We start from the raw sequence: 26,900 nt of genomic DNA on the forward strand, positions 1-26,900 counted from the left end.
GTTGAATTCCTCAGGTTGCGAAATGATAATTTCGCAAGCTTATAACGTTCACAACGAAATTATCCATGTTTCAATTTAAGCGCTAATGATAGTGCATCCTGGCAGAGTGAATCATTGGGAAAGATCACATCGGGCTCTAATTCCTGCCACGGCTTGCCGTTGATTGCCTGGATTTTAGTCGGACGGGCAAAGATCGTCATCCCGCGCATGATCAGGGAGTCACAGACGTTGTTGTTTTCATCCAGCGCGATGGCGACGATCACCCGGGGTTTGAAGCGCCCGCCGGAACGCCCGACGCCCACGCGACCGCGCTGGCACAGCGCGTCAAACGCGCGGTTAAAGCGGTGGATTTGCCAGCCGCCGAGTGCCAGCTGGCCGAGCCAGGCGATAACGGCGACGGTAATCAGAGTAGTGACCATGTGTAGCTCCTGTGGAAATGCCGGGTGGCGGCTGCGCCTTACCCGGCCTACGGTTGGCTTCTCCAGGCCCGGTAAGCGAAGCGCCACCGGGCGTTTATGCACAATCAGAACATCACCTGCCCGCCGGTGACATTTATCGACTGCCCGGTGCAATAAGATGCTTTCGGGCTGGCGTAAAACAGCAGCATATTCAACACGTCCTGGTAATCGCACCCGCGCTTCAGCGGCACTTTATCGATGTAATACTGCTCCACCTGATCCTCATGAATGCCCAGTTTGGTCGCGTACTGCGGCAGCAGAGACTGGAACATCGGCGATTTCAGCAGGTTGCCGAGCATCAGCGAATGCACGGTGATGCCGTACTCCGCCAGATCCAGCGCCAGGGACTGCGTCAGCCCCACGCCGCCGAACTTAGCCGCGCTGTAGCCGGAGTTGTGCTTGCTGCCCACTTTGCCGGATTTGGAGTTGATCTGAATGATGCGCCCGGCAATGCCGTCGCGGATCATCAGGCGCGAGAACTCCCGGGCGCAGAGGAAATAGCCCACCAGGTTCACCTGCAACGAGCGGTCGAAATCCCCCAGCTCCACGTCGCTGATAAATGCCGCTTTGGCAATCCCGGCGCTGTAGACCAGCAGGTCGGTGCGACCAAAAATCTCGTCCACGCCGCGGGCGAGGGCCAGCACGCTCTGCTCGCTGGTGGCGTCTGCGCCAAAGCCCCAGGCCATCCCCTGACCGAACTCGGTGTTGATGGCGTCCGCCACGCGGGCGGCTTTTTCACTCTGAATATCGACAACCGCCACGCGGTAACCTTCTGCGGCAAGCCCACGGCAGAGGAACTCGCCTAAGGTTTGTCCTCCACCAATGACAACGGCAACCTGACTCATATTTCTCTCCTTAATTACGCAACAAACTTTAATGTGCAGCCTGGGGTAACAGCCTGCGGAACCGGGCCATCCACGTGAACCGTGCCGGGATATTCCGCCTGCGGCTGGCCGTCAAAACGCAGGGTGATGTGGCCCAGTTCGCGCAGGTTTTGTCCGGCCACGTCGCCGACGGCGGTCACGGCATAGCGCGTCTCACCCAGCTCCAGATGGCTACCGGCCTTCAGCTCGCCGTTCATCTCGCCGTGGCAATGGATAAAGCAAAACTCTTCGATATCTGCCGGGGCCCCTTCACGGAAGGTAATCAGCATCTGGTCGCAGAGCGCATCCGGGGCGCTCTGGCCGATACGGGTAATGGTGGTCTGGTAAATCACGCTCATCACATAAACCTCTTATTGATAAATAAAGCCGGAGACGAACCAGGCAATCAGCACCGTTGGCGCGCCGGTCAGGAAGCGGCTCACCAGCACCGAAGGCACGCCGACGCGCACGGTGTCCTGGCGCGCTTCGGCCAGCGACAGTCCCACCGGGATAAAATCGCAGGCGGCCTGGGCGTTAATGGCAAACAGCGCGGGCAGGGCGAGATGCGGGGGAATATTGCCGAGCCCGATCTGCACGCCAATCAGCACGCCAATCACCTGGGCGATGACCGCGCCGGGGCCAAGGAACGGCGACAGCAGCGGGAAGGAGCAGATCAGCGCCAGGGTCACCAGCCCGAGTGGATGGCTGGCCAGCGGGGCCAGGCCGTGGGCGATCCAGTCCCCAAGGCCGGAAGCCATGATGATGCCGATCAGCGCCGAAACGAAGGCCATGAACGGCAGGATGGTTTTCAGCACCGTATCGATGGTGTCGCGCCCGGACTGGAACAGCACGGCAACCGCGGAGCCCATCCCCACGCCTACTTTTGCCAGCAGGCCGTCGCTCTGCTCGGTGATCTTCTTGCTGGTGTCGTATTCGCGCGGCGCGCTCTTTTTCGCCGGAGTGGCACCGTCTATCAGCGTGATGTTCTCTTCCTTTACGCCAGAGACGTAAATGTCCTCCAGGATATGCTGCGCCAGCGGGCCGGATTTGCCCGTCGAATGAATATTAACGGTGGGAATGCGCCGCTTCGGGTAGATGCCGCAGCGCAGGGTGCCACCGCAGTCGATCACCGCCACGCCGATCTCCGCTTCCGGCGGCTCGCCCTCCTTAAAGCCGTCCACCGCTTCCCAGCCGGTGAGTTCGCGCAGCTTGTCGACAATGGCCGGGCGGGTGCCCGCAGTGATATAGACGATCTTTTTCTCGCCGCTGGCGTCGAGCTCCAGCGGGCCGCCCCAGCCGCCAACGCCTTTTTCAATCCGGATACGGGTCATGCTGTGGCTCCCTTAAGCTGGACGTTCTGTTCAAGCTGGATGCCCATTTTCTTTTCGAAAATGGCGGTCGTGAGATCGGTCACCCAGCCGCGGAAGAAGTTGGTCACCAGGCCGACCAGCAGGTAGCTTACCGCCAGCGGGCCGAGCGGCAGGCCGAGGGTGGTCAGGCCGCTGGCGATCCCCAGATAGACGAACAGTTCGCCGGGGTTGATGTGCGGAAACAGCCCGTTCATCGAGTGGCAGCTGTAGGATGCCGCTGCGTAGTAGCTCGGTTTATAGCGCTCGGGCATAAAGCGTCCGAGGCTCAGGGTCATGGGGTTGCAGAACACAAAGGTGCCGATGCAGGGCAGCAGCAGGTAGCGGGACACGGGATTACCGGCGCAGCGCTGGGCCAGCTTTTCGATCCGGTGCTGGCCGATAAAGTTGATTAGCGCATTCATGATCACCAGCAGGCTGATCAGCAGCGGCAGAATGCCGGTGACCATGCTGGTAAAGACCTCGCCACCTTTCTGAAACAGCCCGATAAACCACTCGGCGCCGTGGGTGATGGTTTCTATCATTGTTTTCTCCTGTAGGGTGAGTTCTCTCTGGCGGAGTAATAATAATCACTTTGAAAGTTTTTAAAGTGTTAAACAGATCTCACAATGAAAGAAAAATGGATTATTTTGAAAGATAATGGGCGAGGCGAGGGTTGCATGGTTCAGAAGAGAACGAATTTGCCTTTAAGCGCGTAAAGATTTTGCCGGGTACGCGTGCGCCCCTTCCTTGAGGCATCCCGGATGCTTTACCATACTTGCCACTTATCGAATTCGTTGAATGGATGTGTCATGTTTAAGCGTCGTTACGCAGCGCTACTCCCTGCGCTTATCCTGCTCTCTGCCTGCAGTAGTAAACCGAAGTCCGAAGAGGTTCAGCAAACGGCGGGAGCGCCTTCCGGCGGCTTCCTGCTGGAACCCCAGCATAACGTGATGCAGATGGGGGGCGACTTTGCCAACAACCCTGCAGCGGAGCAGTTCATCGACAAAATGGTGAGCAAGCACGGGTTTAATAAAGCCCAGCTACAGGAGATCCTCTCCCAGGCGAAACGCCTGGACTATGTGCTGCGACTGATGGATCGTCAGGCGCCGACCACCCAGCCTCCAGCCGGGCCGAACGGCGCGTGGCTGCGCTATCGTAACCAGTTTATTACTCCGGACAACGTGCAAAACGGCGTGGCGTTCTGGAACCAATATCAGGATGCGCTGACCCGCGCCCAACAGGTTTACGGCGTGCCGCCGGAGATCATCGTCGGGATTATCGGCGTGGAGACCCGCTGGGGCCGGGTGATGGGCAAAACCCGCATTCTCGATGCGCTGGCGACCCTCTCCTTTAACTACCCGCGTCGCGCGGAGTACTTCTCCTCCGAGCTGGAGACCTTCCTGCTGATGGCGCGCGACGAGCAGGACGATCCGCTGGATCTGAAAGGCTCCTTTGCCGGTGCGATGGGCTACGGCCAGTTTATGCCGTCCTCTTATAAGCAGTACGCGGTTGATTTCAACGGGGACGGTCACATCAACCTGTGGGATCCTGAAGATGCGATTGGCAGCGTTGCCAACTACTTCAAAGGCCACGGCTGGACGCAGGGCGAGCCGGTAGCCATCCTCGCAAACGGCCAGGCGCCGGGTCTGGAGAACGGCTTCAAAACCAGCTACAGCGCGGCACAGCTTACCGCCGCCGGGTTAACGCCACAGCAGCCGCTGAATGGCAATCAAAAGGTCAGCCTGCTGCGTCTGGATATTGGTACCGGGTATCAGTACTGGTACGGTCTGCCAAACTTCTACACCATCACCCGCTACAACCACAGTACGCACTATGCGATGGCGGTCTGGCAGCTGGGGCTCGCGGTATCCCAGGCGCGGGCGTCATCCCCGTTCAGTTAACGGATAAAAAAGTGAGTGGCTCATGCCACTCACTTTTAAACTTCAGCACATTGGCAGGTTATTTTTTCTGAAGCCCCCTCGTAAAACCTCCACCTCATCCTCATATCTACAGACTAAAGTGCTATCTTGTGCTGCATGTTTTTCAGGAGCCAAAACGACATGACTGACCATGAATTGATGCAGCTCAGTGAGCGGGTAGGGCAGGCGCTGAAACAGCGCGGCGCAACGGTAACGACGGCTGAGTCCTGTACCGGCGGCTGGGTGGCGAAAGTCATCACCGATATTGCGGGCAGCTCCGCCTGGTTTGAACGCGGATTTGTCACCTACAGTAATGAAGCAAAAGCGCAAATGATTGGGGTTCGCGAGCCCACGCTTATCGAACATGGCGCGGTCAGTGAACCGGTGGTCATCGAGATGGCGATTGGCGCGTTACGTGCTGCTCGTGCGGATTATGCTATTTCTGTTAGTGGTATCGCCGGGCCGGACGGTGGCAGTGCGGAAAAGCCTGTCGGGACGGTCTGGTTTGGCTTTGCGACCGCGCAGGGCGAGGGGATTACCCGCCGGGAGTGCTTCAGCGGCGACCGGGAAAGCGTGCGCCGTCAGGCAACAGAATATGTGTTAAAAACGCTCTGGCAACAATTTCTACAAAACACTTGATACTGTATGAGCATACAGTATAATTGCCCCAACAGAACAGAAATCCACGGTGAAGCGCAGTTGTTTCACCCGGCATGAGAGGAAAAAATGGCTATCGACGAAAACAAACAGAAAGCGTTGGCGGCAGCACTGGGCCAGATCGAAAAGCAATTCGGTAAAGGTTCCATCATGCGCCTGGGTGAAGATCGTTCCATGGATGTAGAAACTATCTCCACCGGTTCGCTTTCTCTGGATATTGCACTGGGTGCTGGCGGCCTGCCTATGGGTCGTATCGTAGAGATCTACGGGCCAGAATCCTCCGGTAAAACCACTCTGACTTTACAGGTTGTGGCCGCTGCACAGCGTGAAGGTAAAACCTGTGCCTTTATCGATGCCGAGCACGCGCTGGACCCGGTCTACGCACGTAAGCTGGGCGTGGATATCGACAACCTGCTGTGTTCCCAGCCGGATACGGGTGAGCAGGCGCTGGAAATCTGTGACGCACTGGCACGCTCTGGCGCCGTTGACGTAATCATCGTCGACTCCGTTGCAGCGCTGACCCCGAAAGCAGAAATCGAAGGCGAAATCGGCGACTCTCACATGGGCCTCGCGGCACGTATGATGAGCCAGGCTATGCGTAAGCTGGCCGGTAACCTGAAGCAGTCCAACACGCTGCTGATCTTCATCAACCAGATCCGTATGAAGATTGGCGTGATGTTCGGTAACCCGGAAACCACCACCGGCGGTAACGCGCTGAAATTCTACGCCTCTGTGCGTCTGGATATCCGCCGTATCGGTGCCGTGAAAGACGGTGAGAACGTGGTGGGTAGCGAAACCCGCGTGAAGGTTGTGAAGAACAAAATCGCTGCGCCGTTTAAACAGGCTGAATTCCAGATCCTCTACGGTGAAGGTATCAACTTCTACGGTGAGCTGGTTGACCTCGGCGTGAAAGAGAAGCTGATTGAGAAAGCGGGCGCCTGGTACAGCTACAACGGCGACAAAATTGGTCAGGGTAAAGCGAATGCTATCTCCTGGCTGAAAGAGAACCCGGCAGCAGCCAAAGAGATCGAGAAGAAAGTACGCGATCTGCTGCTGGGCAATCAGGACTCTAAACCGCAGTTCGCGGTTGATGGTCAGGACGTTGAAGAAACCAACGAAGATTTCTGATAATCGAGTGTAATAAAAAGGTCGCTTAATGCGGCCTTTTTGCTTTTTGACTGCAGCAGGTTTATCTATGAATGAATCCCCGGCACGTCGTCCTGCCTATAACCGCCTGCTGGATCGGGCGGTACGCATTCTTGCCGTTCGTGACCACAGCGAACAGGAGCTTCGTCGCAAACTCTCCGCGCCCGTTATGAGCAAAAACGGACCCGAAGCCATCGATGCGACGGAAGAAGATTACGACAAGGTGATCGCCTGGTGCTATGAACATGGCTATCTGGACGATATCCGCTTCGTCTCACGCTTTATTGCCAGCCGTAGCCGCAAGGGCTATGGCCCGGCACGTATCCGCCAGGAGCTAAATCAAAAAGGTATCGCGCGCGAAACCAGCGAAAAGGCGATGCGTGAATGCGAAATTGACTGGTGTGAACTGGCGCGGGAACAGGCGGTGCGGAAGTACGGCGAACCGCTGCCGCGTGAGTTTTCAGAAAAAGTTAAAATCCAGCGCTTTTTGCTCTACCGCGGGTATCTTATGGAAGATATTCAGGAGATCTGGCGTAATTTTACTGATTGAACGCATGCGGGATTTTACTTCCCTCTAAAGAAAACTTATCTTATTCCCACTTTTTCCAGTAGCTGGTCCGTCCAACAAAGGTTGTGTAGTGGCCCGCTGTGACATTTCGTTAGCTTGATTTCAGGATAATTATGAGCAAGAGCACCGCTGAGATCCGACAGGCGTTTCTCGATTTTTTCCATAGTAAGGGACATCAGGTTGTTGCCAGCAGCTCCCTGGTACCGAACAACGATCCAACTTTACTGTTTACCAACGCCGGGATGAACCAGTTCAAGGATGTTTTCCTTGGTCTCGATAAGCGTAATTATTCCCGCGCGACCACCTCCCAGCGTTGCGTACGTGCGGGTGGTAAACACAACGATCTGGAAAACGTCGGTTATACCGCGCGTCACCACACCTTCTTCGAGATGCTGGGTAACTTCAGCTTCGGCGACTATTTCAAAAATGACGCAATCCAGTACGCATGGGAACTGCTGACCGGTGAAAACTGGTTCAACCTGCCGAAAGAGCGTCTGTGGGTTACCGTCTACGAAACCGACGATGAAGCCTATGAAATCTGGGAAAAAGAGGTCGGTATTCCGCGCGAACGTATTATTCGTATCGGCGATAACAAAGGCGCACCTTACGCCTCTGACAACTTCTGGCAGATGGGCGACACCGGTCCATGCGGTCCATGTACCGAAATCTTCTACGATCATGGCGATCACATTTGGGGCGGCCCTCCGGGTAGCGCAGAAGAAGATGGCGACCGCTATATCGAGATCTGGAACATCGTCTTCATGCAGTTCAACCGTCAGATCGACGGCACCATGGAGCCGCTGCCGAAGCCATCCGTCGATACCGGTATGGGTCTGGAGCGTATTGCCGCAGTACTGCAGCACGTTAACTCCAACTACGACATCGATCTGTTCAGCACCCTGATTAAGTCCGTTGCCGAAGTGACTGGCGCGACCGATCTGAGCAACAAATCCCTGCGCGTTATTGCCGACCATATCCGCTCCTGTGCCTTCCTGATCGCTGACGGCGTGATCCCATCGAATGAAAACCGTGGCTACGTGCTGCGCCGCATCATTCGTCGCGCGATCCGTCACGGCAACATGCTGGGCGCGAAAGACACCTTCTTCTATAAGCTGGTGGGTCCGCTGGTTGACGTCATGGGCGCTGCCGGTGAAGAGCTGAAACGCCAGCAGGCGCAGGTTGAGCAGGTTCTGAAAACCGAAGAAGAGCAGTTTGCCCGTACGCTGGAGCGTGGTCTGACTCTGCTGGACGACGAACTGTCTAAGCTGAAAGGCGACACCCTGGATGGCGAAACCGCCTTCCGTCTGTACGACACCTATGGCTTCCCAGTTGACCTGACGGCAGACGTTTGCCGCGAGCGCAACATCAAAGTTGACGAAGCGGGCTTCGAAGCCGCAATGGAAGAACAGCGCCGCCGCGCGCGTGAGTCCAGCGGTTTTGGTGCCGACTACAACGCGATGATCCGCGTTGATGGCAGCAGCGAATTCGAAGGCTATGAGCATCTGGAAACCAACGGCACAGTGACTGCCCTGTTTGTTGACGGCAAAGCCGTGGACAGCATCAGCGCGGGCCAGACTGCCGTTGTGGTTCTGGATAAGACCCCGTTCTACGCTGAATCTGGCGGTCAGGTTGGCGATAAAGGCGAGCTGAAAGGCAATGGCTTCAGCTTTGCGGTCAGCGACACGCAAAAATACGGTCAGGCGATTGGTCACCAGGGTACCCTGGCATCCGGCGAACTGAAAGTGGGCGAGGGCGTTCAGGCTATCGTTGACGAAGCGCGCCGCGCACGTATTCGTCTTAACCACTCCGCGACGCACCTGATGCACGCCGCGCTGCGCCAGGTTCTGGGCACGCACGTTGCGCAGAAAGGCTCGCTGGTGAATGACAAAGTGTTGCGTTTCGACTTCTCGCATTTTGAAGCGATGAAACCGTCTGAAATCCGTGCGGTGGAAGATCTGGTCAATGCCCAGATCCGCCGTAACCTGCCTATCGAAACCAACATCATGGATCTCGACGCGGCAAAAGATAAAGGCGCAATGGCGCTGTTCGGCGAGAAGTATGACGAACGTGTACGCGTGCTGAGTATGGGGGATTTCTCCACCGAACTTTGTGGTGGTACCCACGCCAGCCGTACGGGCGACATCGGTCTGTTCCGTATTCTGTCCGAATCCGGTACAGCGGCAGGCGTTCGTCGTATCGAAGCGGTCACCGGTGAAGGCGCGATTGCCAGCCTGCATGCCGAGAGCGATCAGCTGCACGACATCGCACAGCTGCTAAAGGGTGACAGCCAGAACCTGGGCGAGAAAGTGCGCAGCGTAATGGAACGCACCCGTCTGCTGGAAAAAGAGCTGCAGCAGCTGAAAGAGCAGGCTGCGGTTGCCGAGAGCGCAAACCTCTCCAGCAAAGCGGTTGAAATTAAAGGCGTTAAGCTGCTGGTCAGCGAACTGGCGGGCGTTGAGCCGAAAATGCTTCGTACCATGGTCGACGATCTGAAGAACCAGCTCGGTTCAACGGTTATCGTTCTGGCAACGGTAGCGGAAGGTAAGGTTTCTCTGATTGCGGGCGTATCTAAGGACGTGAGCGACCGTGTGAAAGCAGGGGAACTGATTGGTATGGTCGCCCAGCAAGTGGGTGGCAAAGGTGGTGGTCGTCCAGACATGGCGCAAGCCGGCGGTACGGACGCAGCAGCCCTCCCGGCAGCACTAGCCAGTGTAGAAAGCTGGGTAAGTTCGAAACTGTAATAACTACAAAGCGTACTCAGACGCCATAACGACGACGTTATGGCGTACTGCGCTCTACGCTATCGATAATGATAAAGTCAGGTTGAGTTTGTGTATATCGGCTAAACTTACGTTTAACAGATTGTGATGCCGTGACTACCTACACATTACGTGTTTGTCATCGCTTACTTTTTGGCGTTATATGATGGATAATGCCGGGATACAAGAGACCCGACTCTTTTAATCTTTCAAGGAGCAAAGAATGCTGATTCTGACTCGTCGAGTTGGTGAGACCCTCATGATTGGGGATGAGGTCACCGTGACAGTTTTAGGGGTGAAGGGCAACCAGGTACGTATTGGTGTGAACGCCCCTAAGGAAGTCTCTGTTCATCGTGAAGAGATCTACCAGCGTATCCAGGCTGAAAAATCCCAGCAGTCCAGTTACTGATATTATCGCGTCTCGCTGTCTGGCGAGACGCAACCCTCCTGTCATTCTCCCTTCTTAAAGTTACCGTTTTGTTTCGTTCGCTCTGTTTTAACCACTCCCAACGCCTTTACTTCGGCAAAATCCATCTTTCTTCATGTAGAAGAGTGCAGAAAGAAGCGCAAAATCCGTTTATAAAACACCCTCTTTGCGGGTTTTACATGCGAATTGCCTGTGATTTGTGCAAACGATAAAAGCTTGTGGAAAATTGTTTGACTTATAAGTCCCAGAAAGTAATATATGCGCCACGCAGCGACGAGAAGCTCTTAACGAGTTACTCGAAGCACTCGAAAGAGGCGTTGTGTGGTGAGGTGGCCGAGAGGCTGAAGGCGCTCCCCTGCTAAGGGAGTATGCGGTCAAAAGCTGCATCCGGGGTTCGAATCCCCGCCTCACCGCCATTTTGCATCCGTAGCTCAGCTGGATAGAGTACTCGGCTACGAACCGAGCGGTCGGAGGTTCGAATCCTCCCGGATGCACCATTTACTATTCCTGAAAGCAGTATCCTGATGCATCCGTAGCTCAGCTGGATAGAGTACTCGGCTACGAACCGAGCGGTCGGAGGTTCGAATCCTCCCGGATGCACCATTTACTATTCCTGAAAGCAGTATCCTGATGCATCCGTAGCTCAGCTGGATAGAGTACTCGGCTACGAACCGAGCGGTCGGAGGTTCGAATCCTCCCGGATGCACCATCTTCTACTTCATATTGCTTTAGAAGTGATATGAATATCGAGCAGTACAGTAGTAAATCCCGATGCATCCGTAGCTCAGCTGGATAGAGTACTCGGCTACGAACCGAGCGGTCGGAGGTTCGAATCCTCCCGGATGCACCATCTACTACTTCATATTGCTTTAGAAGTGATATGAATATCGAGCAGTACAGTAGTAAATCCCGATGCATCCGTAGCTCAGCTGGATAGAGTACTCGGCTACGAACCGAGCGGTCGGAGGTTCGAATCCTCCCGGATGCACCATCTACTACTTCATATTGCTTTAGAAGTGATATGAATATCGAGCAGTACAGTAGTAAATCCCGATGCATCCGTAGCTCAGCTGGATAGAGTACTCGGCTACGAACCGAGCGGTCGGAGGTTCGAATCCTCCCGGATGCACCATCTTCTCCGAGATAACAGCTATATTGTTGTTTCAAGGTCTGCGAGATAATCGCAAGCACCAGGGAGGATAACGTTGCTTTAGCAACGGCCCGAAGGGCGAGGCGCAGCCGAGTAATCCTCCCGGATGCACCATCTATTACTTCATATTGCTTTAGAAGTGATATGAATATCGAGCAGTACAGTAGTAAATCCCGATGCATCCGTAGCTCAGCTGGATAGAGTACTCGGCTACGAACCGAGCGGTCGGAGGTTCGAATCCTCCCGGATGCACCATATTCTCCGAGATAACAGCCATACTGTTGTTTCATGGTCTGCAAGCTAATCGCAAGCACCAGGGAGGATAACGTTGCTTTAGCAACGGCCCGCAGGGCAAGGCACAGCCGAGTAATCCTCCCGGATGCACCATCCTTTCGATATTCCCTTTGTAGTTTATTTCTTCAGCACTCCCAATCTAAAGCCCGCCAGAAGCAGCGACAAAACGCCTTGTTTACGTTAAAGTAACGCTTTGTAATCCTTTCGCGAGAGCACGATGTACGCACAGTATGACGGTTTGATTTTCGATATGGATGGCACCATCCTGGACACCGAGCCAACGCATCGCAAAGCCTGGGCAGAAGTCCTGGGCCGATACGGTATGCGTTTCGACTTACAGGCGATGATTGCCCTCAACGGATCTCCAACCTGGCGTATTGCGCAGGCCGTGATTGAACTGAATCAGGCCGATCTCGACCCACACCTGCTCGCGCGTGAAAAAACCGATGCGGTTAAAGCCATGCTGCTGGACACCGTACGTCCTTTGCCTTTAATTGAAGTGGTGAAGGAGTGGCACGGACGTCGTCCTATGTCCGTCGGCACGGGCAGCGAAAGCGCTATCGCTGAGGCTCTGCTCAATCACCTTAGTCTGCGCCACTATTTTTCTGCCGTGGTCGCGGCCGATCATGTTAAAAACCACAAGCCTGCCCCTGACACCTTCCTGCTTTGCGCAGAGCTGATGGGTGTGCCACCGGCGAAGTGCGTCGTGTTTGAAGATGCCGATTTCGGTATTCAGGCGGCACGGGATGCCGGTATGGCCGCGGTGGATGTTCGCTTACTGTGAGTGACGCGCTGTCACTTACTTCCTTATTCGCCAGCAGTTTTTTAAGTGCCACGATCCTGCCCGGAAACTCGGAAGTGGTGCTGGTGGCGATGCTCTTGTCCGGCGTCAGTCAGCCCTGGTTGCTCGTGTTAATAGCAACAATGGGTAATAGCCTTGGAGGCCTGACTAACGTTATTCTTGGGCGATTCTTTCCGCTACGCAAAACGTCGCGCTGGCAGGAAAAGGCAGTCGGCTGGCTAAAACGCTATGGCGCTGCCACGCTTTTACTAAGCTGGATGCCGGTAATCGGTGATTTACTGTGCCTGCTGGCGGGATGGATGCGCATCTCCTGGGGGCCCGTGCTCTTTTTTTTATGCCTCGGCAAGGCGTTGCGCTACATTCTTGTAGCGGTTACAACTTTGCAGGGTATGACGTGGTGGCACTAATTGGACTGTTTGTGACCAGAAACCATTACAATTATGCTAAATAAAATGATTTTGACAGGCGGGAGGTCGAATTGATCCCGGACGTATCACAGGCACTGGCCTGGCTGGAAAACCACCCTCAGGCTCTGAAGGGTATTCAGCGCGGTCTTGAGCGCGAAACGCTGCGCGTTAATGCAGATGGCAGTCTTGCAACGACGGGCCATCCGCAGGCGTTAGGTTCGGCGCTGACCCATAAGTGGATCACTACTGATTTCGCCGAAGCGCTGCTTGAGTTCATTACGCCGGTAGACGGCGATATTGACCACATGCTGAAAATCATGCGTGACATTCACCGCTACAGCGCCCGCAATTTGGGTGATGAGCGGATGTGGCCGCTGAGCATGCCTTGCTATATCGAGCAGGGGCAGGATATTGAACTGGCGCAGTATGGCACGTCTAATATTGGCCGTCTGAAAACGCTCTATCGCGAAGGGTTAAAAAACCGCTACGGCGCGCTGATGCAGACAATTTCTGGCGTGCACTACAACTTCTCCTTGCCGATGGCATTCTGGCAGGCGAAGTGCGGTGAAACGGATAAAGAAGCAATTTCCGCAGGCTATTTCCGCCTGATTCGTAACTACTATCGCTTCGGCTGGGTCATCCCGTATCTGTTCGGTGCATCCCCGGCGATTTGCTCCTCTTTCCTGCAGGGCAAACCGACTACGCTGCCGTTTGAGAAAACCGAATGCGGCATGTACTACCTGCCGTACGCTACCTCATTGCGCCTCAGCGACCTGGGTTATACCAATAAGTCGCAAAGCAATCTCGGAATTACGTTTAACGATCTGCACGAGTATGTGGCAGGATTGAAGCGGGCGATCAAAACGCCGTCGGAAGCCTACGAAGAGATCGGTCTTGAGAAAGACGGTAAGCGTCTGCAAATCAACAGTAACGTTCTACAGATTGAGAACGAACTGTACGCGCCTATCCGTCCGAAACGCGTCACGCGCAGCGGTGAAACGCCGTCGGATGCGTTACAGCGCGGCGGGATTGAGTACATCGAAGTACGCTCCCTGGATATCAACCCGTTCTCGCCGATTGGCGTGGATGAGCAGCAGGTGCGCTTCCTCGATCTGTTTATGGTCTGGTGCGTGCTGGCGGATGCGCCTGAAATGAGTTCTGACGAACTGCTTTGCACCCGCACTAACTGGAACCGGGTGATCCTCGAAGGGCGCAAGCCTGGCCTGACGCTGGGCATGGGTTGCCAGACGGCACAGTTCCCGCTACAGCAGGTAGGTAAAGATCTGTTCCGCGATCTCAAACGCGTCGCCCACACGCTCGACAGCGTTTACGGTGGCGATGAGTATCAAAAAGTTTGCGAGCAGCTGGTGGAAAGTTTCGATAATCCTGACCTGACATTCTCGGCACGCATTCTGCGTTCTATGATTGATCAGGGCATCGGTGGCACCGGTCGCGCGCTGGCGGCGGAGTATCGCGATATGCTGCGCCAGGAGCCGCTGGAAGTGTTAAGCGAAGCGGATTTTGCTGCGGAACGCGAAGCGTCACTGGTGCGTCAGAGTGAGATTGAGGCGGCGGATACCGAGTCGTTTGCTGAGTACCTGGCTAAACAGGCCTGACAGAAAAGAAAAAGGCCACATCGCTGTGGCCAAAATAACATCTCTGAAGAACAGGGATGATGATAACAAATGCGCGTCTTTCATATACTCAGACTCGCGTTGAACAGAAGAGTTCATTTTTTTTATAAAAAATCACTATCGGAGGTGACGTATGCCGTTATTAGATAGCTTTACTGTCGACCATACCCGTATGGAAGCACCTGCTGTACGCGTTGCGAAGACCATGCATACCCCGCACGGCGACACGATCACTGTATTCGACCTGCGTTTCTGCGTACCGAATAAAGAAGTGATGCCGGAAAAAGGTATTCATACCCTGGAGCACCTGTTCGCTGGTTTCATGCGCGATCACCTGAACGGCAACGGCGTTGAGATCATCGATATCTCACCAATGGGCTGTCGTACCGGCTTCTATATGAGCCTGATTGGAGTACCAGAAGAGAAACGCGTCGCAGATGCGTGGAAAGCAGCGATGGAAGACGTGCTGAAGGTGAAAGAGCAGAATCAAATCCCTGAGCTGAACGTTTACCAGTGCGGCACTTACCAGATGCACTCCCTGGAAGAAGCGCAGGATATTGCCCGTCACATTCTTGAGCGTGACGTTCGCGTGAACAGCAACGACGAGCTGGCGCTGCCTAAAGAAAAGCTGCAGGAACTGCACATCTAGTCATTTACCCGGCCTGTCATCTTGGCGTGCCGGGTGTTTTATAATTACCATTGTAATTAGTTTCTTTATAAATTCCCAAAAAACCAACTCTCGTTGTTAATCCTTTTCTATATGTCTATTATTGCGAGCATAACAGGGTAGTTATTTGTATATATCATGCCTGTGAATAATTGCCTGGCAATTATTAAGTTCTAATAATTTTAGCTGTGCTTATATTCATGGAATGGATAATGATTCAGAGGGATTTATGAAATTTTACTTTGCCGGTTCCGCAGTTCTTTTGTCTGTCTTTTTGCTTTGCGGATGCAGTTCCGCCCCTAACTCTAAAACGCCTACCATCGCAAAAGCCCCGGAAGAGCGTAAGCAGGAGGTACAGTGCTATCAGGAGTTCTCCGCGCTGCAAAAACTGGACCCTAATGCCTACGAATGTTACCGCCAGCAGTTCGACAGCATTAACAAAAACTATAAAATTTATGAGGCTAACAAATCTCTTGTCGATAATAATGCCTCTGAAGTCATGCTGACCGAAATTAACAAAAAACTCTCTCTGGTTTGCGTCAGGATCCGCAATACCGTCTATTCCAATATGATGAAACGCGCAAATGAAATGAATCAGTTATGAATAAATACTTTAGTGCAGCGCTTTGCTGCGGATTATTGTTTGCGGCTGGAAAATCATATTCTTCAGGAACAGAATTACTGGAACAGCTGAGCCGGGAGAAAATTATCGGTACTGATTCCGTTAATCCTTTTAGTGCACCTGAAGCGACACCATCCCGGCCAGACGCCCCTTCGAAAGCGACACCGGCATTGCCAAAAGCAAAGCCTGTGTGCGTTGCTGATACCACACCTCGTCAGCTGGCGGCAAAGGATGCACTAAATGCTGCTGTGGCGCGGGAAAAAATCGCGCGCCTGAACGCCGAGTTACAAAAAGCGAATGATCATCTCGCCAGCCTCAATCAGCAGCTGGCTGCTGTTGAACAGCAAAAAGCCGCCCTCGAAAAGGCGGCAACCGCGCAACGCGAAAGACCGGCACCGGCAGCGCCACTGTCAAATGGCAGTGCGCAGACGCTGGCGCTGGAAAGCGTTATCGCAACGCTCAACCTGGCCGCTGAGGGTGAGAAAGCCCGTTCAGCGCAGCGTGAAGCGTTGCTAAAAAAAACGATCGACCATCGCGATGAGCTAAGTAAACAGCTTACTGACCTGCAGGGTCAGAAAAAGAGTCTTGAGGATCAGCTGGCATCCCTGATGACCAGCAGCAGCGACGGCCAGAAGAAAAGCGCTGAGCTGAACGGGCAACTGAGCAAAGCCACCGCCCGCAGCGATGAGTTGAGCAAACAGCTTGCAGAACTGCAGGGGCAGAAAAAGAGCCTCGAGGATCGGCTGGCCGCACTTAAGAAAAGCGCCACTGGCGATCAATCGAAAAGCGTGCAGATGGCTGAGCAACTCAATAAAGCGAACGAACAGACCAGCGCGCTGCTGAAAGAGCTTGCCGACCTCAAACTGCAGAAGAAAGAGCAGGAGCAGCAGCTGGCATCCCTGATGACCAGCAGCAGCGACGGCCAGAAGAAAAGCGCTGAGCTGAACGGGCAACTGAGCAAAGCCACCGCCCGCAGCGATGAGTTGAGCAAACAGCTTGCTGAGCTGCAGGGGCAGAAAAAGAGCCTTGAGGATCGGCTGGCCGCACTCAAGACCAGCGCCACCGGCGATCAATCGAAAAGCACGCAGATGGCTGAGCAGCTGAATAAAGCAAACGCACAGATCACCACGCTGCTGAAAGAACTTACCGACCTCAAACTGCAGAAGAAAGAGCAGGAGCAGCAGCTGGCATCCCTGATGACCAGCAGCAGCGACGGCCAGAAGAAAAGCGCTGAGCTGAACGGGCAACTGAGCAAAGCCACCGCCCGCAGCGATGAGTTGAGCAAACAGCTTGCAGAACTGCAGGGGCAGAAAAAGAGCCTTGAGGATCGGCTGGCCGCACTCAAGACCAGCGCCACCGGCGATCAATCGAAAAGCACGCAGATGGCTGAGCAGCTGAATAAAGCAAACGCACAGATCACCACGCTGCTGAAAGAACTTACCGACCTCAAACTGCAGAAGAAAGAGCAGGAGCAGCAGCTGGCATCCCTGATGACCAGCAGCAGCGACGGCCAGAAGAAAAGCGCTGAGCTGAACGGGCAACTGAGCAAAGCCACCGCCCGCAGCGATGAGTTGAGCAAACAGCTTGCAGAACTGCAGGGGCAGAAAAAGAGCCTTGAAGATCGGCTGACTGCGCTGAAGAGCAACAGCACGGGCGATAAGCAAAAAAACATTGAGTTGACGGAAAAGCTGAATGAAATCACAGCGCAGTCTACCGCGCTTACCCAACAGTTAGCGGAGATGAAAAAGGCGTCGAGCGCGCTGGATAGCCAGGTAGCAACGCTGACGAAGCAGAAGCTGGACGCGGAAACGGCGCTCAAAAACGAGCGGCAAAAGCACGAAATCTTTACCAGCCAGCTAGAAGATGCGAAAACCGTTATCGCCACGCAGCAGGCGCAGCTGGCAAGTCTGAAAACAGAATCGGGTGCAGATAAAGAGAACAGCAGCCAGACGGCAAGTAAGCTTAAGAGCGCTGACGAAGCCCTGGCCAGCCTAAAAAAACAGCTTGAGGCGTCGCAGGCAGAAGTGGCCGCGCTTAAGGCTAAACCCGCCGAAACTCCACCCGTCGCCACGGCTAACGTCATTAAAATAGATGCGAAGACAGCAAAAGATACGCGTACCAGCTACGCCGTCGGGACATGGTATGGCGACAGCGCCACGCGCGAAAAAGAGAAGATGACAAGCCTCGGTAAGACGCTGGATCTTCCCGCCTTTATGCAGGGTTTTAACGACTCGGTTAATAAAAAGCCTCAGATGACGCCGGATAAGCTCTCCAGCGAACTGATCGGGCTTGATAAGCTGCACAAAAAGCAGTTTGCCGCGACGCAAAGTGAAAATGAAAAGCAGAGCAAAGCGCTCATGTTAAAGGCGGCAAAAGAGCCTGGCGCGGTCAAGGTAGCGGATGGTTCCGTTTACAGGATAGTGCAGAAGGGTGAAGCGCCGTTGATCCTTGCCGATAACGAGCTCATCACCGAACTGGATGAAGTGCTCGGTACCGGGAAGGTTATCTCCAGTAAAGAGCTGCGCGCCAGCCGGGTGAAAGATCTTCCTCCTCTGTTCCAGACGGTTGTCAAAAAGATGGGGCTGGGCGGGGTGGCAAAAATCCACATCCCGGCAAAGCAGGCCTACGGTGAAGCCGGTGTGCCTGGGTTTGTGCCGCCTGGCACTATATCCATCATTACCATTAAAATTGTCGGCGTGAAGTAGCATTAACGACAGGCATAAAAAAACGGATCTGCATGCAGATCCGTTTTTATTTTCAGACAGGCCACTCAGTGGGCGCCCCCGCCCCCGCCTCCCGCCCCGAATGGCGGTTTGGCGAACCAGATCAGCCCCAGCAGCACAATGAACACCCCAGCCGATAACCAGAAGATCTCGTTGGCCGAGATAATCAAGCCCTGCGCGGTGATCTGCTGTGCTATCCACCCGGACGCCTGCTGCTCGGTCATGCCCATTCCCTGCAGCTGGCTGTAAACCTCCTGCGCCTGGGGATTAAACACATTCACCGACTCGGTCAGCTGCGCATGGTGTAACGACTCCCGGTTGGTCCACATGGTGGTGGTCATCGAGGTCCCAATGGAGCCCGCCAGCGTACGCATAAAGTTTGACAGACTCGACGCCGCCGCCATCCTTTCCGGCGGCAGGCCGGAGAGGGTGATGGTGGTCAGTGGCATAAAGAAGCAGGCCACCGCAAAGCCCTGAATGAACTGCGGCCACGCCGATGCGCCAAAGTCCATACCCGGCTCAAAGGTATAGGCGCGCCAGTAGAAGCACACCGCATACATGATGAAGCTGAAGGTCACCAGCCGACGCATATCGAGCTTATGGGCAAAGCGGCCGATAATCGGCGACAGCAGAACCGGGATCACCCCGACCGGTGCCGACGCCAGCCCCGCCCAGGTGGCGGTATAGCCATACACCTCCTGCAACAGCTGCGGCAGCAGAACAATCGCGCCGAAGTAGAGCATGTAGGCAAGGCTGATACACAAACACCCTATGGTGAAGTTGCGCGACTTAAACAGCGACAGATCGACTATCGGGTTATCGTCCGTCAGCTCCCACACAATCAGGAAGCTCAGCGCCACCACCGCCACGACCGTCAGAACGATGATCTCCTGCGAGGCGAACCAGTCCAGCTCTTTCCCGCGATCGAGCATGATCTGCAGGCTGCCGATGCCCAGCACCAGCAGCGCGAGCCCGACGCCGTCAATACGCCGTTGCTCGGTACGAGTTTCGCGACCGCGCAGCGACTGCAGGGTCAACAGCACCACCACCGCGCCAATCGGCACGTTGATAAAGAAGATCCAGCCCCAGTGATAGTTATCGCTGATGTAGCCACCCAGAATCGGGCCGCAGATCGGGGCGACAATCACCGTCATCGACCACAGCGCCAGCGCGATAGAGCGCTTGGCGGGCGGGTAGTTGTTGAGGAGCAGACTCTGCGACAGCGGGATCAGCGGCCCGGCAACAATCCCCTGGATCACGCGGAAGAAAATCAGCATGGTCAGACTGCTGGACATCCCACATGCCCAGGAGGCCAGCACGAAGGCGATGGTTGACCAGAGGAACAGTTTCACTTCCCCGACGCGCTTTGCCAGCCAGCCGGTGATCGGAATGGAGATGGCGTTCGCCACCCCGAACGAGGTGATCACCCAGGTCCCCTGGCTCAGGGATGAGCCAAGGTTTCCCGCGATAGTCGGGATCGCCACGTTCGCGATGGTGGAGTCCAGCACCTGCATGAATGTCGCCAGCGAAAGCGCAATGGTCATGATGACCAGCTGCGCCCCTTCCAACGGTTTTTGCGGTTTTTGCTGTTGCATAACGCTCACCTTCGGATTAACCGGCGTTCGCCTTCACGATCTCATCGATCAGCTTATTCACCGGCTCAAGGCTGATCTCGCGGGCATTACTTTCGTAGGCCGGGTTCGAACGTGCCTGGTTTGCCAGCATCTGGCCGTCGCGGTTCGAGGTGTCGACCGTGACCAGCGTGGAGAGGCCAATACGCAGCGGATGGTCCGCCAGCTGCTTCTCATCCAGCTCGATACGTACCGGCAGACGCTGAACCACTTTGATCCAGTTCCCGGTGGCGTTCTGCGCAGGCAGCAGGGAGAAGGCGCTGCCGGTCCCCATGTCCAGCCCGACAACTTTGCCGGTGTACTTCACGTCGTCGCCGTAGATATCACTGACGACCGTCGCGGTCTGGCCGATACGCATATGCGCCAGCTGCGTCTCTTTGAAGTTAGCATCCACCCACAGGTTGGTTGCCGGCACCACCGCCATCAGCGGGGTAGAGGAGGTGATCTGTGCACCAGGCTGTACGGAACGACGGGAAACGTAGCCGGTCATCGGGCTGACGATTTTGGTTCGCTCCAGCGCCAGCCAGGCGTTGCGCACTTCGGTCGCCGCCTGTTTCACCGCCGGTTGTTGATCGAGGGTGGTATTCAGCACCATCGCCTGGTTGGCGTTGAATTGCTGAATAGCGACATCCAGCTGGGCCTGGGCGCTGGCAACCGCGTCTCGGGCGTGTTGCAGCTCTTCGCGGCCAATCAGGTTAGCACTGCCCAGGGGAACACGACGATTAAGATCGCTCTGAGCCTGCGCCAGGGCGGTTTTCTGCACGTCGATACTGGCCTGCAGCTGTTTGCTGTTGATCATTTGCTGACGGGTCTGACGCACGCTTGATGCCAGCTCAGTCTGCGCTTTTTCAAACGCCTGCTGGGCATCGGTCGGATCCAGCGTCACCAGCACGTCGCCTTTTTGCACAAAGTCGGTATTGTCAGCCCAGACTTTCGTCACGCTGCCCGACACCTGCGCCATAATCTGAACCTGGTTCCCTGCCACATACGCGTCATCCGTCTCTTCACTATGACGCAGTACTAAAAACCAATAGATCCCATATGCCACGGCAATGATAATAAAGAGCAAAGTCAGCAGCAGAAGGGCGCGCTTGCGTTTGCCTTTCTTGTTGACCGGTTGCTGCGGGGTAGTGTTCTCCGCATTTGCGCTCATGTTTTTCTCCACGATCTTATTATTTCACATCGGCTGAGCCGACCTGTTATCAGAAAGGCCAGCAGTATGACGTGCTGGCCTGTCGGTTTTCTTATTAATCTGGATTTTTGGAGCGTGTCGTCGCGTTAGCGCAGCGCCTCAAGAACAGCGCCATCTTCATCCATCTGATCCAGACGGGTGAGCAGCTTGCGGGTGATATGCTCGAGCTGATCTTTCTCGGCGTTACTTAAAGACGACCAGAGTTGATGCAGGCAGTTGTGCTGAGGTGGAAGCACCTCACGCAGGAATTCGTGACCTTTCTCGGTCAGTTGCAGATGCAGGCAACGGCGGTCGTTGTCGCTTTCGCGGCGTTCAATCCAGCCACGTTTTTCCAGCTCATCGGCAATACGGGTGGCATTAGTACGGGACGAACCCAGCGCGCAGCTCAGTTCTGAAGGCTGAATGCTGTGATTTTCCTGAGACTCCAGCGTAATCAACGCCATAAACAACGTCTCGTTAATCCCTTGAGCTTTCAGCATTTTATTGCGATTTTCCAGCAGCTTACCCTGCATGTGCATGCAGAGGCGCGTTAACAGGATCTCCTGATAAGGGAAATCTGCATAGCGACTGGCGCGAAACTTAAGCATTTGTTCAATGGGCGTAAACGAACTATCCATTTGGGCATAACCTCATTAATTACAGCCGATATAGTAACGACAGTGACAAATAATGTAAATGAATTATTTGTGCGGCTAAAATCCACAAGACAAATTTCACCGTCATCAAGAGCCGGGTTGATCCGTGACCCGGTAAGCACAGAAAAGAGGGGATGGCACTGGCAAAACGGGGATGGGTCTTCGGGCGTACGCTATTCATGCGGTATTCTAATATGTTACCCACACAAAAATTTCCGGTATAAATGATTCCGTACCTTAACAGACTGAGGGGCTCCTTAACACCCTGAGAAGCCCCAACTTATGTAAACGTTACTGAATGGCTTCCTGACGGTGATAGCCACGCCACCACACCAGCAGGTTAAGCACCGCCATCACTGCTCCTACGGCACACACGCCCGCCCAGCCGCCATGCTGCCACGCCGAGGCCGAGATGAGCGACCCGGCGGCACCACCGATAAAGTAGCTGGTCATGTACCCGGCCGTCAGGCGGTTACGGGCGTCCGGCTTGACGCGGTAAATCACGGTCTGGTTGGTGATATGCACCCCCTGGACGGTGAGGTCGAGCACCAGAATGCCGACAATCAGCGCCAGCACTGAGACATGCCCGTACCAGATCGCCGCCCAGGAGAGCAGCAGCATCACCAGCCCGACGGTAGTGGTCAGGTGAGATTTGCCTTTATCCGCCAGGCCACCTGCAGGACGTGCGCCCAGCGCGCCCGCAGCGCCCGCCAGACCAAACAGGCCAATCATTCCTTCGGAATAGTTAAACGGCGGCGAGGCCAGCAGGAAGGCCATTGAGGTCCAGAGAATGCTGAAGTTCGCGAAGGTGAAGCAGCCCAGCAGCGCCCGGGTGCGCAGCAGTTTGTCCTTAATGAACAGGCTGAACACGGAGCCCAGCAGCTGCGGATAGTTGAGATGGGTTTCTGACTTCACCTTCGGCAGGCCGCGCCACAGCGCCAGCGCCATCACCACCATCAGCACCGAGGCCACCCAGTAAACGGTGCGCCAGCCGCCGATGCCCGCCAGCAATCCGGCAACCGTACGCGCCAGTAAAATCCCCAGCAGCAGGCCGCTCATGATGGTGCCAACCACTTTGCCGCGCTTTTCCGGCGAGGCGAGGGTGGCGGCGAGCGGGACCAGGATCTGCGCTACAACCGAGAACAGCCCGGTCAGTGCCGTACCGAGGATCATCATGCTCAGCGACTGGCTGGAGGCGGTGATCAGCATCCCGCCTGCGGCCAGCAGCGTCATAGAGACAATCATCGCCCGACGTTCGAACATATCTCCCAGCGGCACAAGGAACAGCAGGCCAACCGCATACCCCAGCTGAGCGGCGGTGACGATAAAGCCGGCCGAGCTTGCGGTGAGCGAGAAGTTGCGGGCGATGGTTTCCAGAAGCGGTTGAGCGTAATAGTTGCTGGCCACAGTCAGACCGGTTGCCACTGACATCAGCAGGATAAGTGCGGGGCTAAGCCCTTGAGTTGTTTTTGTCATTTGGTTTCGAAATCATTAGTTAAGTGATTATTTTTTCGTAAACCATAATAACGGATGAATGAAGGAGGCGGGGAGTTGTTGAGTGATGGATTGTGCGGTTTGAGCCCCTCACCCCGGCCCTCTCCCCATAGGGGAGAGGGTGTAATTGTCCCCTCTCCCCTATGGGGAGAGGGTTAGGGTGAGGGGTAGGTGTTGCAAACTTACTTCTGCGCAGCCAGCGCCTCATTTACCCACGCATCAAACTGCTGCTGGTGGGCTTTGATCCAGCCGTCGACGTGACCCTGAACATCGGCTTCAGAGGATTTGCCTGCATGCATCATCGCGTTCTGCGCGTTGATATCCGCCAGCGGCAATTTCATTACCGAGAACAGCTTCGCCGCCGCCGGGTTTTTCTCAGCCCAGGCTTTGTTGGCCACGATGTGCATGGTGTTCACCGGGAAGCCGTAGTTCATGCCGTTCGGCAGTTTGGTGTCGATATCCTTCTGCTCGCCCGGCAGGGAGGAGAACGGCACCTGCAGCCAGACCACATCTTTACCCGGCTTCAGCACGTCGCTCACCCAGTACGGCGTCCAGGTGTAATAGATGACCGGTTTGCCCTCTTTGAAGCGGGCGATGGTGTCGGCCATCATCGCGGAGTAGTTGCCGTGGCTCACATCCACCGTTTTCGCCAGGTCGAAGGCTTTATTCTGGTGATTAATCACCGCTTCGCAGCCCCAGCCCGGCGAGCAGCCCATCATGTCGGCTTTGCCATCGCCGTTGGTATCGAACAGTTTGGCAATCTTCGGATCTTTCAGCTGTTCAATATTGGTGATGTGGTACTGGTCGGCGGTTTTCTTGTCGATCAGGTAGCCCTGGGCCGCACCGGTGACAAAGGTCCCTTCGCGGTAGAACTTTTTGTCGCCGCCCGCAGCGCTGTACATATCGTCATGCAGCGGCTGCCAGTTGACGGCGGTAAAGGTGGCATCACCAGAGGCAATCGAGGTATAGCCCACGTTGTAATCCACTTCGCTTGGCTTATTGACCGTATAGCCCAGCTTCTCCAGCGCCCGGCTGACCAGCCCGGTCTGGAACGACTCTTCGGAGATGGTGCTCTGTACCGGTTGCACGGTAATGCCTTTGCCCGGCAGATCGGCAGCAAACACGCTGGTGGAGGCAAGGGTGGCAAACGCTGTGGCAAAAATTACGCTATGTCGCATCGTTGTTCCTTATTTTATGAATGGGCGGGTGATTAACCCGACTGGGCCGGTGGTGTACCAGCGACGGTTGCCGCGACTGCGTGAATCACGACCGACAGCCTGAGTCAGGCGGTCAAGGATAATGGCGAGGATCACGATCCCGACGCCGCCGACGGTTGCCAGCCCCATATCGAGACGGCCAATGCCGCGCAGCACCATCTGACCGAGACCGCCCACGGCGATCATCGAGGCGATCACCACCATCGACAGGGCCAGCATCAGGGTCTGGTTCACACCCGCCATAATGGTGGGCATCGCCAGCGGGAGCTGAACTTTAAACAGCATCTGGCGCGGGCTGGCGCCAAACGAGCGTGAGGCCTCGATAAGGTCCGCCGGCACCTGGTTGATGCCAAGAATGGTCAGACGCACAATCGGCGGCAGGGCGAAGATGATGGTCACCACCACGCCCGGCACGTTACCGATGCCGAACAGCATCACGATAGGCACCAGGTAGACAAACGCCGGGGTGGTCTGCATCGCATCCAGCAGCGGGCGAATAATTTTCGCCGCCCGCGGACTGCGCGCCAGCCAGATCCCCATCGGCAGGCCGATCACCACGCAGAAGAGCAGGGCGGTCAGCACCAGCGCCAGGGTGATCATCGCCTGGGACCACGCCCCGATCGCGCCGATCAGGATCAACGAGATTAATGTCGCCACGCCCATCCCCGCGCTGCCAAACTGCCAGGCAATCAGCGAGAAGAGGACGATAGCCACTGGAGCAGGCATCCCCAGCATCAGCTGCTGGAAGCCGTTGAGGATGTAATCCACCGGGACGCGAATGCCCTGGAACACCGGACGGAAATGGGTCACCACCCAGTCGATCCCCTCGGTCACCCAGCTGTCGAGCGGGATCAGGGTCTTATGGAACGGATCCATAATATTGAAATGTTCCGGCGCGGGGGCTGGGGCGCTGGTCAGCCAGTCGGCCCCGCCGCCGTCAGTGGGTGCGGGTGTAGAAGAACCCCACGCGTCTGCGGATTGCGCCGCGCTGTCCGCCGCTTCTGTGGTACCCCACGGGTTAGATTGATCAGCCATTGTTTGCCCCCTCGCGATCTAAAGCCTGCAGCAACATGCGTTTTGAGATGATGCCGACGTACTGTTGTTCCTCTCCGACCACCGGTACCGCGCACGGTGCCTGGCCTACGTGGGAGAGCAACTCGCTGAGCGGCGTTTCGGCGTCCACGGCAAGCGGTGCGTCGATTAACGCCGCATCGATTCCCAGATTTTCGCCGAGGGCGGTTTTCAGGGAGTCGATGGAGACAACGCCGACAAATTTATTGCCGCGTTCAACCAGATAGCCGTATTCACGGTCTTCGTCCTGCAGCAGCTTCAGCGCCGAGCGTGGGCCGAAACCTGGCGTTTTACGGATAATGCCGTTAGGCGTTCTGCGGGCAATATCTTTGGCGCTGAACACCTGGCTAATATCCACGCCGCGGAAGAAGGTGCGCACATAATCATTCGCCGGATTATTGAGAATTTCATCCGGGGTGCCCACCTGAACCACTTCGCCGTTTTGCATAATGGCAATACGATCGCCAATTCGCATGGCTTCATCGAGGTCATGGGAAATAAAGACAATGGTACGCTGATGCCGGGACTGCAGTTTTACCAGCTCATCCTGCATCTCGGTACGAATTAATGGATCGAGCGCCGAGAAGGCTTCATCCATTAATAATATATCGGGATTGATCGCTAATGCGCGGGCTAATCCCACACGCTGACGCATGCCGCCGGAGAGTTCATCCGGATAAGCATGAGCGTAATTTTCCAGCCCTACCTGACGCAGCGCATCCAGGGCTTTTTCCTGGCGCTCACTGGCAGGAGTACCCGCTAATTCCATACCGAAGGCGGTGTTATTTAGCACCGTCATATGCGGCATCAGAGCGAATGACTGAAACACCATCGCGATCTTTTTTCTGCGCACCTCGCGGAGCTCGGCGTCCGATATTCTGGCGATATCCACGCCGTCAATCAGCACCTGTCCGCGGGTGGGTTCAATCAGGCGATTGAGAAGGCGAACCATAGTGGATTTACCCGAACCGGATAACCCCATGATGACGAAAATCTCGCCTTCTTCAATGGCCAGACTGGCGTCTTTAACGCCAAGCGACAGCCCGGTTTTTTCCAGAATTTGTTCTTTTGACAGACCTTTTTCAATATATTTGAAAGCCCTCTGCGGGTGCTCGCCAAATACTTTATAGAGATTTTTCACTTCTAATTTAATTGCCATGCAATAGAGAATGTCCCGTTATTTATTTAAGTCGATAGAATTACCAGTGAAATAAT

Annotated in this window: 24 protein-coding genes and 8 tRNA genes; 20 read left to right on the plus strand and 12 right to left on the minus strand. The window is 55.3% G+C overall.

Translation table 11 applies throughout. The features are described 5' to 3' along the window. Positions 1–59: 59 nt before the first annotated feature. The 5 genes from gutM to srlA form a co-directional block, all read right to left on the minus strand. Positions 60–419, minus strand: coding sequence for a transcriptional regulator GutM (gutM, locus tag FFB58_RS17730; RefSeq protein WP_138370574.1), 360 nt, complete (start codon positions 417–419; stop codon positions 60–62). Positions 420–523: 104 nt separating this feature from the next. Next, on the minus strand, positions 524–1,303 hold the full coding sequence (srlD, locus tag FFB58_RS17735; RefSeq protein WP_039029978.1) for a sorbitol-6-phosphate dehydrogenase: 780 nt from the start codon (positions 1,301–1,303) through the stop codon (positions 524–526). 14 nt (positions 1,304–1,317) lie between these two features. Beyond that, positions 1,318–1,680, minus strand: coding sequence for a PTS glucitol/sorbitol transporter subunit IIA (gene srlB / locus FFB58_RS17740; RefSeq protein ID WP_039029979.1), 363 nt, complete (start codon positions 1,678–1,680; stop codon positions 1,318–1,320). A gap of 12 nt (positions 1,681–1,692) precedes the next feature. Then, the gene (locus FFB58_RS17745; protein ID WP_138370575.1) at positions 1,693–2,652 is read right to left on the minus strand and encodes a PTS glucitol/sorbitol transporter subunit IIB; all 960 of its coding nucleotides are present in this window, start codon (positions 2,650–2,652) and stop codon (positions 1,693–1,695) included. Next, positions 2,649–3,212 carry a PTS glucitol/sorbitol transporter subunit IIC gene (srlA, locus tag FFB58_RS17750; protein WP_039029981.1) on the minus strand — a complete coding sequence of 188 codons (564 nt, stop codon included), beginning with the start codon at positions 3,210–3,212 and terminating at the stop codon, positions 2,649–2,651. The genes FFB58_RS17745 and srlA overlap by 4 nt, the downstream gene beginning before the upstream one ends. 267 nt (positions 3,213–3,479) lie before the next feature. Here srlA and mltB point away from each other — a divergent pair, with 267 nt between their 5' ends. The 20 genes from mltB to FFB58_RS17850 all read left to right on the plus strand — a co-directional run bounded on the left by mltB (position 3,480) and on the right by FFB58_RS17850 (position 18,427). Beyond that, complete coding sequence (gene mltB, locus FFB58_RS17755; protein WP_171029970.1) at positions 3,480–4,571, plus strand: lytic murein transglycosylase B; 1,092 nt, start codon at positions 3,480–3,482, stop codon at positions 4,569–4,571. A gap of 159 nt (positions 4,572–4,730) precedes the next feature. Then, the gene (pncC, locus tag FFB58_RS17760) at positions 4,731–5,228 is read left to right on the plus strand and encodes a nicotinamide-nucleotide amidase (RefSeq protein WP_138370577.1); all 498 of its coding nucleotides are present in this window, start codon (positions 4,731–4,733) and stop codon (positions 5,226–5,228) included. 87 nt (positions 5,229–5,315) lie between these two features. Next, positions 5,316–6,374 (plus strand): recombinase RecA, encoded by a 1,059-nt coding sequence (gene recA, locus FFB58_RS17765; protein WP_039029984.1) that lies wholly within the window; start codon positions 5,316–5,318, stop codon positions 6,372–6,374. 67 nt (positions 6,375–6,441) lie between these two features. Beyond that, a complete protein-coding gene (recX, locus tag FFB58_RS17770; protein ID WP_138370578.1) occupies positions 6,442–6,942 on the plus strand; it encodes a recombination regulator RecX in 501 nt (166 codons plus the stop codon). Positions 6,943–7,073: 131 nt separating this feature from the next. Continuing rightward, positions 7,074–9,701, plus strand: a complete 2,628-nt coding sequence (gene alaS / locus FFB58_RS17775; protein ID WP_138370579.1) for an alanine--tRNA ligase — start codon at positions 7,074–7,076, stop codon at positions 9,699–9,701. A gap of 241 nt (positions 9,702–9,942) precedes the next feature. Then, positions 9,943–10,128: a carbon storage regulator CsrA gene (gene csrA / locus FFB58_RS17780; protein ID WP_000906486.1), complete on the plus strand. Its 186-nt coding sequence runs from the start codon at positions 9,943–9,945 to the stop codon at positions 10,126–10,128. A gap of 341 nt (positions 10,129–10,469) precedes the next feature. Beyond that, positions 10,470–10,562: transfer RNA gene (locus FFB58_RS17785), tRNA-Ser, on the plus strand. Positions 10,563–10,566: 4 nt separating this feature from the next. Next, positions 10,567–10,643: transfer RNA gene (locus tag FFB58_RS17790), tRNA-Arg, on the plus strand. Positions 10,644–10,672: 29 nt separating this feature from the next. Next, a tRNA-Arg gene (locus FFB58_RS17795) sits at positions 10,673–10,749 on the plus strand. A 29-nt stretch (positions 10,750–10,778) separates the two neighbouring features. Beyond that, a tRNA-Arg gene (locus FFB58_RS17800) sits at positions 10,779–10,855 on the plus strand. Between the two features lie 64 nt (positions 10,856–10,919). Beyond that, a tRNA-Arg gene (locus FFB58_RS17805) sits at positions 10,920–10,996 on the plus strand. Between the two features lie 64 nt (positions 10,997–11,060). After that, a tRNA-Arg gene (locus FFB58_RS17810) sits at positions 11,061–11,137 on the plus strand. 64 nt (positions 11,138–11,201) lie between these two features. Beyond that, positions 11,202–11,278, plus strand: a tRNA-Arg gene (locus FFB58_RS17815). A 196-nt stretch (positions 11,279–11,474) separates the two neighbouring features. Continuing rightward, a tRNA-Arg gene (locus FFB58_RS17820) sits at positions 11,475–11,551 on the plus strand. A gap of 256 nt (positions 11,552–11,807) precedes the next feature. Beyond that, complete coding sequence (yqaB, locus tag FFB58_RS17825) at positions 11,808–12,374, plus strand: fructose-1-phosphate/6-phosphogluconate phosphatase (protein WP_138370580.1); 567 nt, start codon at positions 11,808–11,810, stop codon at positions 12,372–12,374. Then, entirely contained in the window at positions 12,371–12,799 is a 429-nt protein-coding gene (locus FFB58_RS17830) for a YqaA family protein (protein WP_138370581.1), read from the plus strand. Before yqaB ends, FFB58_RS17830 begins: the two co-directional genes overlap by 4 nt. 71 nt (positions 12,800–12,870) lie before the next feature. Then, positions 12,871–14,415 (plus strand): glutamate--cysteine ligase, encoded by a 1,545-nt coding sequence (gene gshA, locus FFB58_RS17835; RefSeq protein ID WP_039029989.1) that lies wholly within the window; start codon positions 12,871–12,873, stop codon positions 14,413–14,415. Positions 14,416–14,566: 151 nt separating this feature from the next. Then, positions 14,567–15,082, plus strand: coding sequence for an S-ribosylhomocysteine lyase (gene luxS / locus FFB58_RS17840; protein WP_039029990.1), 516 nt, complete (start codon positions 14,567–14,569; stop codon positions 15,080–15,082). A gap of 247 nt (positions 15,083–15,329) precedes the next feature. Continuing rightward, positions 15,330–15,704 (plus strand): hypothetical protein, encoded by a 375-nt coding sequence (locus FFB58_RS17845; protein ID WP_138370582.1) that lies wholly within the window; start codon positions 15,330–15,332, stop codon positions 15,702–15,704. 206 nt (positions 15,705–15,910) lie between these two features. Next, the gene (locus FFB58_RS17850; protein WP_138370583.1) at positions 15,911–18,427 is read left to right on the plus strand and encodes an FKBP-type peptidyl-prolyl cis-trans isomerase N-terminal domain-containing protein; all 2,517 of its coding nucleotides are present in this window, start codon (positions 15,911–15,913) and stop codon (positions 18,425–18,427) included. Positions 18,428–18,492: 65 nt separating this feature from the next. On the opposite strand, the gene emrB is transcribed toward FFB58_RS17850, so the two are convergent. The 7 genes from emrB to proV form a co-directional block, all read right to left on the minus strand. Continuing rightward, positions 18,493–20,040, minus strand: coding sequence for a multidrug efflux MFS transporter permease subunit EmrB (gene emrB / locus FFB58_RS17855; RefSeq protein ID WP_039029992.1), 1,548 nt, complete (start codon positions 20,038–20,040; stop codon positions 18,493–18,495). Positions 20,041–20,056: 16 nt separating this feature from the next. Next, the gene (gene emrA / locus FFB58_RS17860; protein WP_138370584.1) at positions 20,057–21,229 is read right to left on the minus strand and encodes a multidrug efflux MFS transporter periplasmic adaptor subunit EmrA; all 1,173 of its coding nucleotides are present in this window, start codon (positions 21,227–21,229) and stop codon (positions 20,057–20,059) included. A 125-nt stretch (positions 21,230–21,354) separates the two neighbouring features. Then, positions 21,355–21,885 (minus strand): transcriptional repressor MprA, encoded by a 531-nt coding sequence (gene mprA / locus FFB58_RS17865; RefSeq protein ID WP_039029994.1) that lies wholly within the window; start codon positions 21,883–21,885, stop codon positions 21,355–21,357. Between the two features lie 309 nt (positions 21,886–22,194). Further along, positions 22,195–23,379: an MFS transporter gene (locus tag FFB58_RS17875; protein ID WP_138370586.1), complete on the minus strand. Its 1,185-nt coding sequence runs from the start codon at positions 23,377–23,379 to the stop codon at positions 22,195–22,197. 200 nt (positions 23,380–23,579) lie between these two features. Next, positions 23,580–24,575: a glycine betaine/L-proline ABC transporter substrate-binding protein ProX gene (gene proX / locus FFB58_RS22905; RefSeq protein ID WP_039029996.1), complete on the minus strand. Its 996-nt coding sequence runs from the start codon at positions 24,573–24,575 to the stop codon at positions 23,580–23,582. Between the two features lie 9 nt (positions 24,576–24,584). Beyond that, a complete protein-coding gene (proW, locus tag FFB58_RS22910; protein WP_039029997.1) occupies positions 24,585–25,649 on the minus strand; it encodes a glycine betaine/L-proline ABC transporter permease ProW in 1,065 nt (354 codons plus the stop codon). Then, on the minus strand, positions 25,642–26,844 hold the full coding sequence (proV, locus tag FFB58_RS17885) for a glycine betaine/L-proline ABC transporter ATP-binding protein ProV (RefSeq protein ID WP_039029998.1): 1,203 nt from the start codon (positions 26,842–26,844) through the stop codon (positions 25,642–25,644). Before proV ends, proW begins: the two co-directional genes overlap by 8 nt. Between the last annotated feature and the right edge of the window lie 56 nt (positions 26,845–26,900).

The organism is Enterobacter sp. MF024, from assembly GCF_005843915.1.
Classification (GTDB): domain Bacteria; phylum Pseudomonadota; class Gammaproteobacteria; order Enterobacterales; family Enterobacteriaceae; genus Enterobacter; species Enterobacter barmai.

Bases quoted from the DNA above. Each gene is read 5' to 3' on its own strand.
- proX (WP_039029996.1), bottom strand. From the start codon at position 24,575: ATGCGACATAGCGTAATTTTTGCCACAGCGTTTGCCACCCTTGCCTCC.
- FFB58_RS17845 (WP_138370582.1), top strand. From the start codon at position 15,330: ATGAAATTTTACTTTGCCGGTTCCGCAGTTCTTTTGTCTGTCTTTTTG.
- FFB58_RS17745 (WP_138370575.1), bottom strand. From the start codon at position 2,652: ATGACCCGTATCCGGATTGAAAAAGGCGTTGGCGGCTGGGGCGGCCCG.
- csrA (WP_000906486.1), top strand. From the start codon at position 9,943: ATGCTGATTCTGACTCGTCGAGTTGGTGAGACCCTCATGATTGGGGAT.
- gutM (WP_138370574.1), bottom strand. From the start codon at position 419: ATGGTCACTACTCTGATTACCGTCGCCGTTATCGCCTGGCTCGGCCAG.
- mltB (WP_171029970.1), top strand. From the start codon at position 3,480: ATGTTTAAGCGTCGTTACGCAGCGCTACTCCCTGCGCTTATCCTGCTC.
- luxS (WP_039029990.1), top strand. From the start codon at position 14,567: ATGCCGTTATTAGATAGCTTTACTGTCGACCATACCCGTATGGAAGCA.
- pncC (WP_138370577.1), top strand. From the start codon at position 4,731: ATGACTGACCATGAATTGATGCAGCTCAGTGAGCGGGTAGGGCAGGCG.
- proV (WP_039029998.1), bottom strand. From the start codon at position 26,844: ATGGCAATTAAATTAGAAGTGAAAAATCTCTATAAAGTATTTGGCGAG.
- yqaB (WP_138370580.1), top strand. From the start codon at position 11,808: ATGTACGCACAGTATGACGGTTTGATTTTCGATATGGATGGCACCATC.
- recA (WP_039029984.1), top strand. From the start codon at position 5,316: ATGGCTATCGACGAAAACAAACAGAAAGCGTTGGCGGCAGCACTGGGC.
- recX (WP_138370578.1), top strand. From the start codon at position 6,442: ATGAATGAATCCCCGGCACGTCGTCCTGCCTATAACCGCCTGCTGGAT.
- srlB (WP_039029979.1), bottom strand. From the start codon at position 1,680: ATGAGCGTGATTTACCAGACCACCATTACCCGTATCGGCCAGAGCGCC.
- mprA (WP_039029994.1), bottom strand. From the start codon at position 21,885: ATGGATAGTTCGTTTACGCCCATTGAACAAATGCTTAAGTTTCGCGCC.
- emrB (WP_039029992.1), bottom strand. From the start codon at position 20,040: ATGCAACAGCAAAAACCGCAAAAACCGTTGGAAGGGGCGCAGCTGGTC.
- proW (WP_039029997.1), bottom strand. From the start codon at position 25,649: ATGGCTGATCAATCTAACCCGTGGGGTACCACAGAAGCGGCGGACAGC.
- srlD (WP_039029978.1), bottom strand. From the start codon at position 1,303: ATGAGTCAGGTTGCCGTTGTCATTGGTGGAGGACAAACCTTAGGCGAG.
- srlA (WP_039029981.1), bottom strand. From the start codon at position 3,212: ATGATAGAAACCATCACCCACGGCGCCGAGTGGTTTATCGGGCTGTTT.
- alaS (WP_138370579.1), top strand. From the start codon at position 7,074: ATGAGCAAGAGCACCGCTGAGATCCGACAGGCGTTTCTCGATTTTTTC.
- FFB58_RS17875 (WP_138370586.1), bottom strand. From the start codon at position 23,379: ATGACAAAAACAACTCAAGGGCTTAGCCCCGCACTTATCCTGCTGATG.
- emrA (WP_138370584.1), bottom strand. From the start codon at position 21,229: ATGAGCGCAAATGCGGAGAACACTACCCCGCAGCAACCGGTCAACAAG.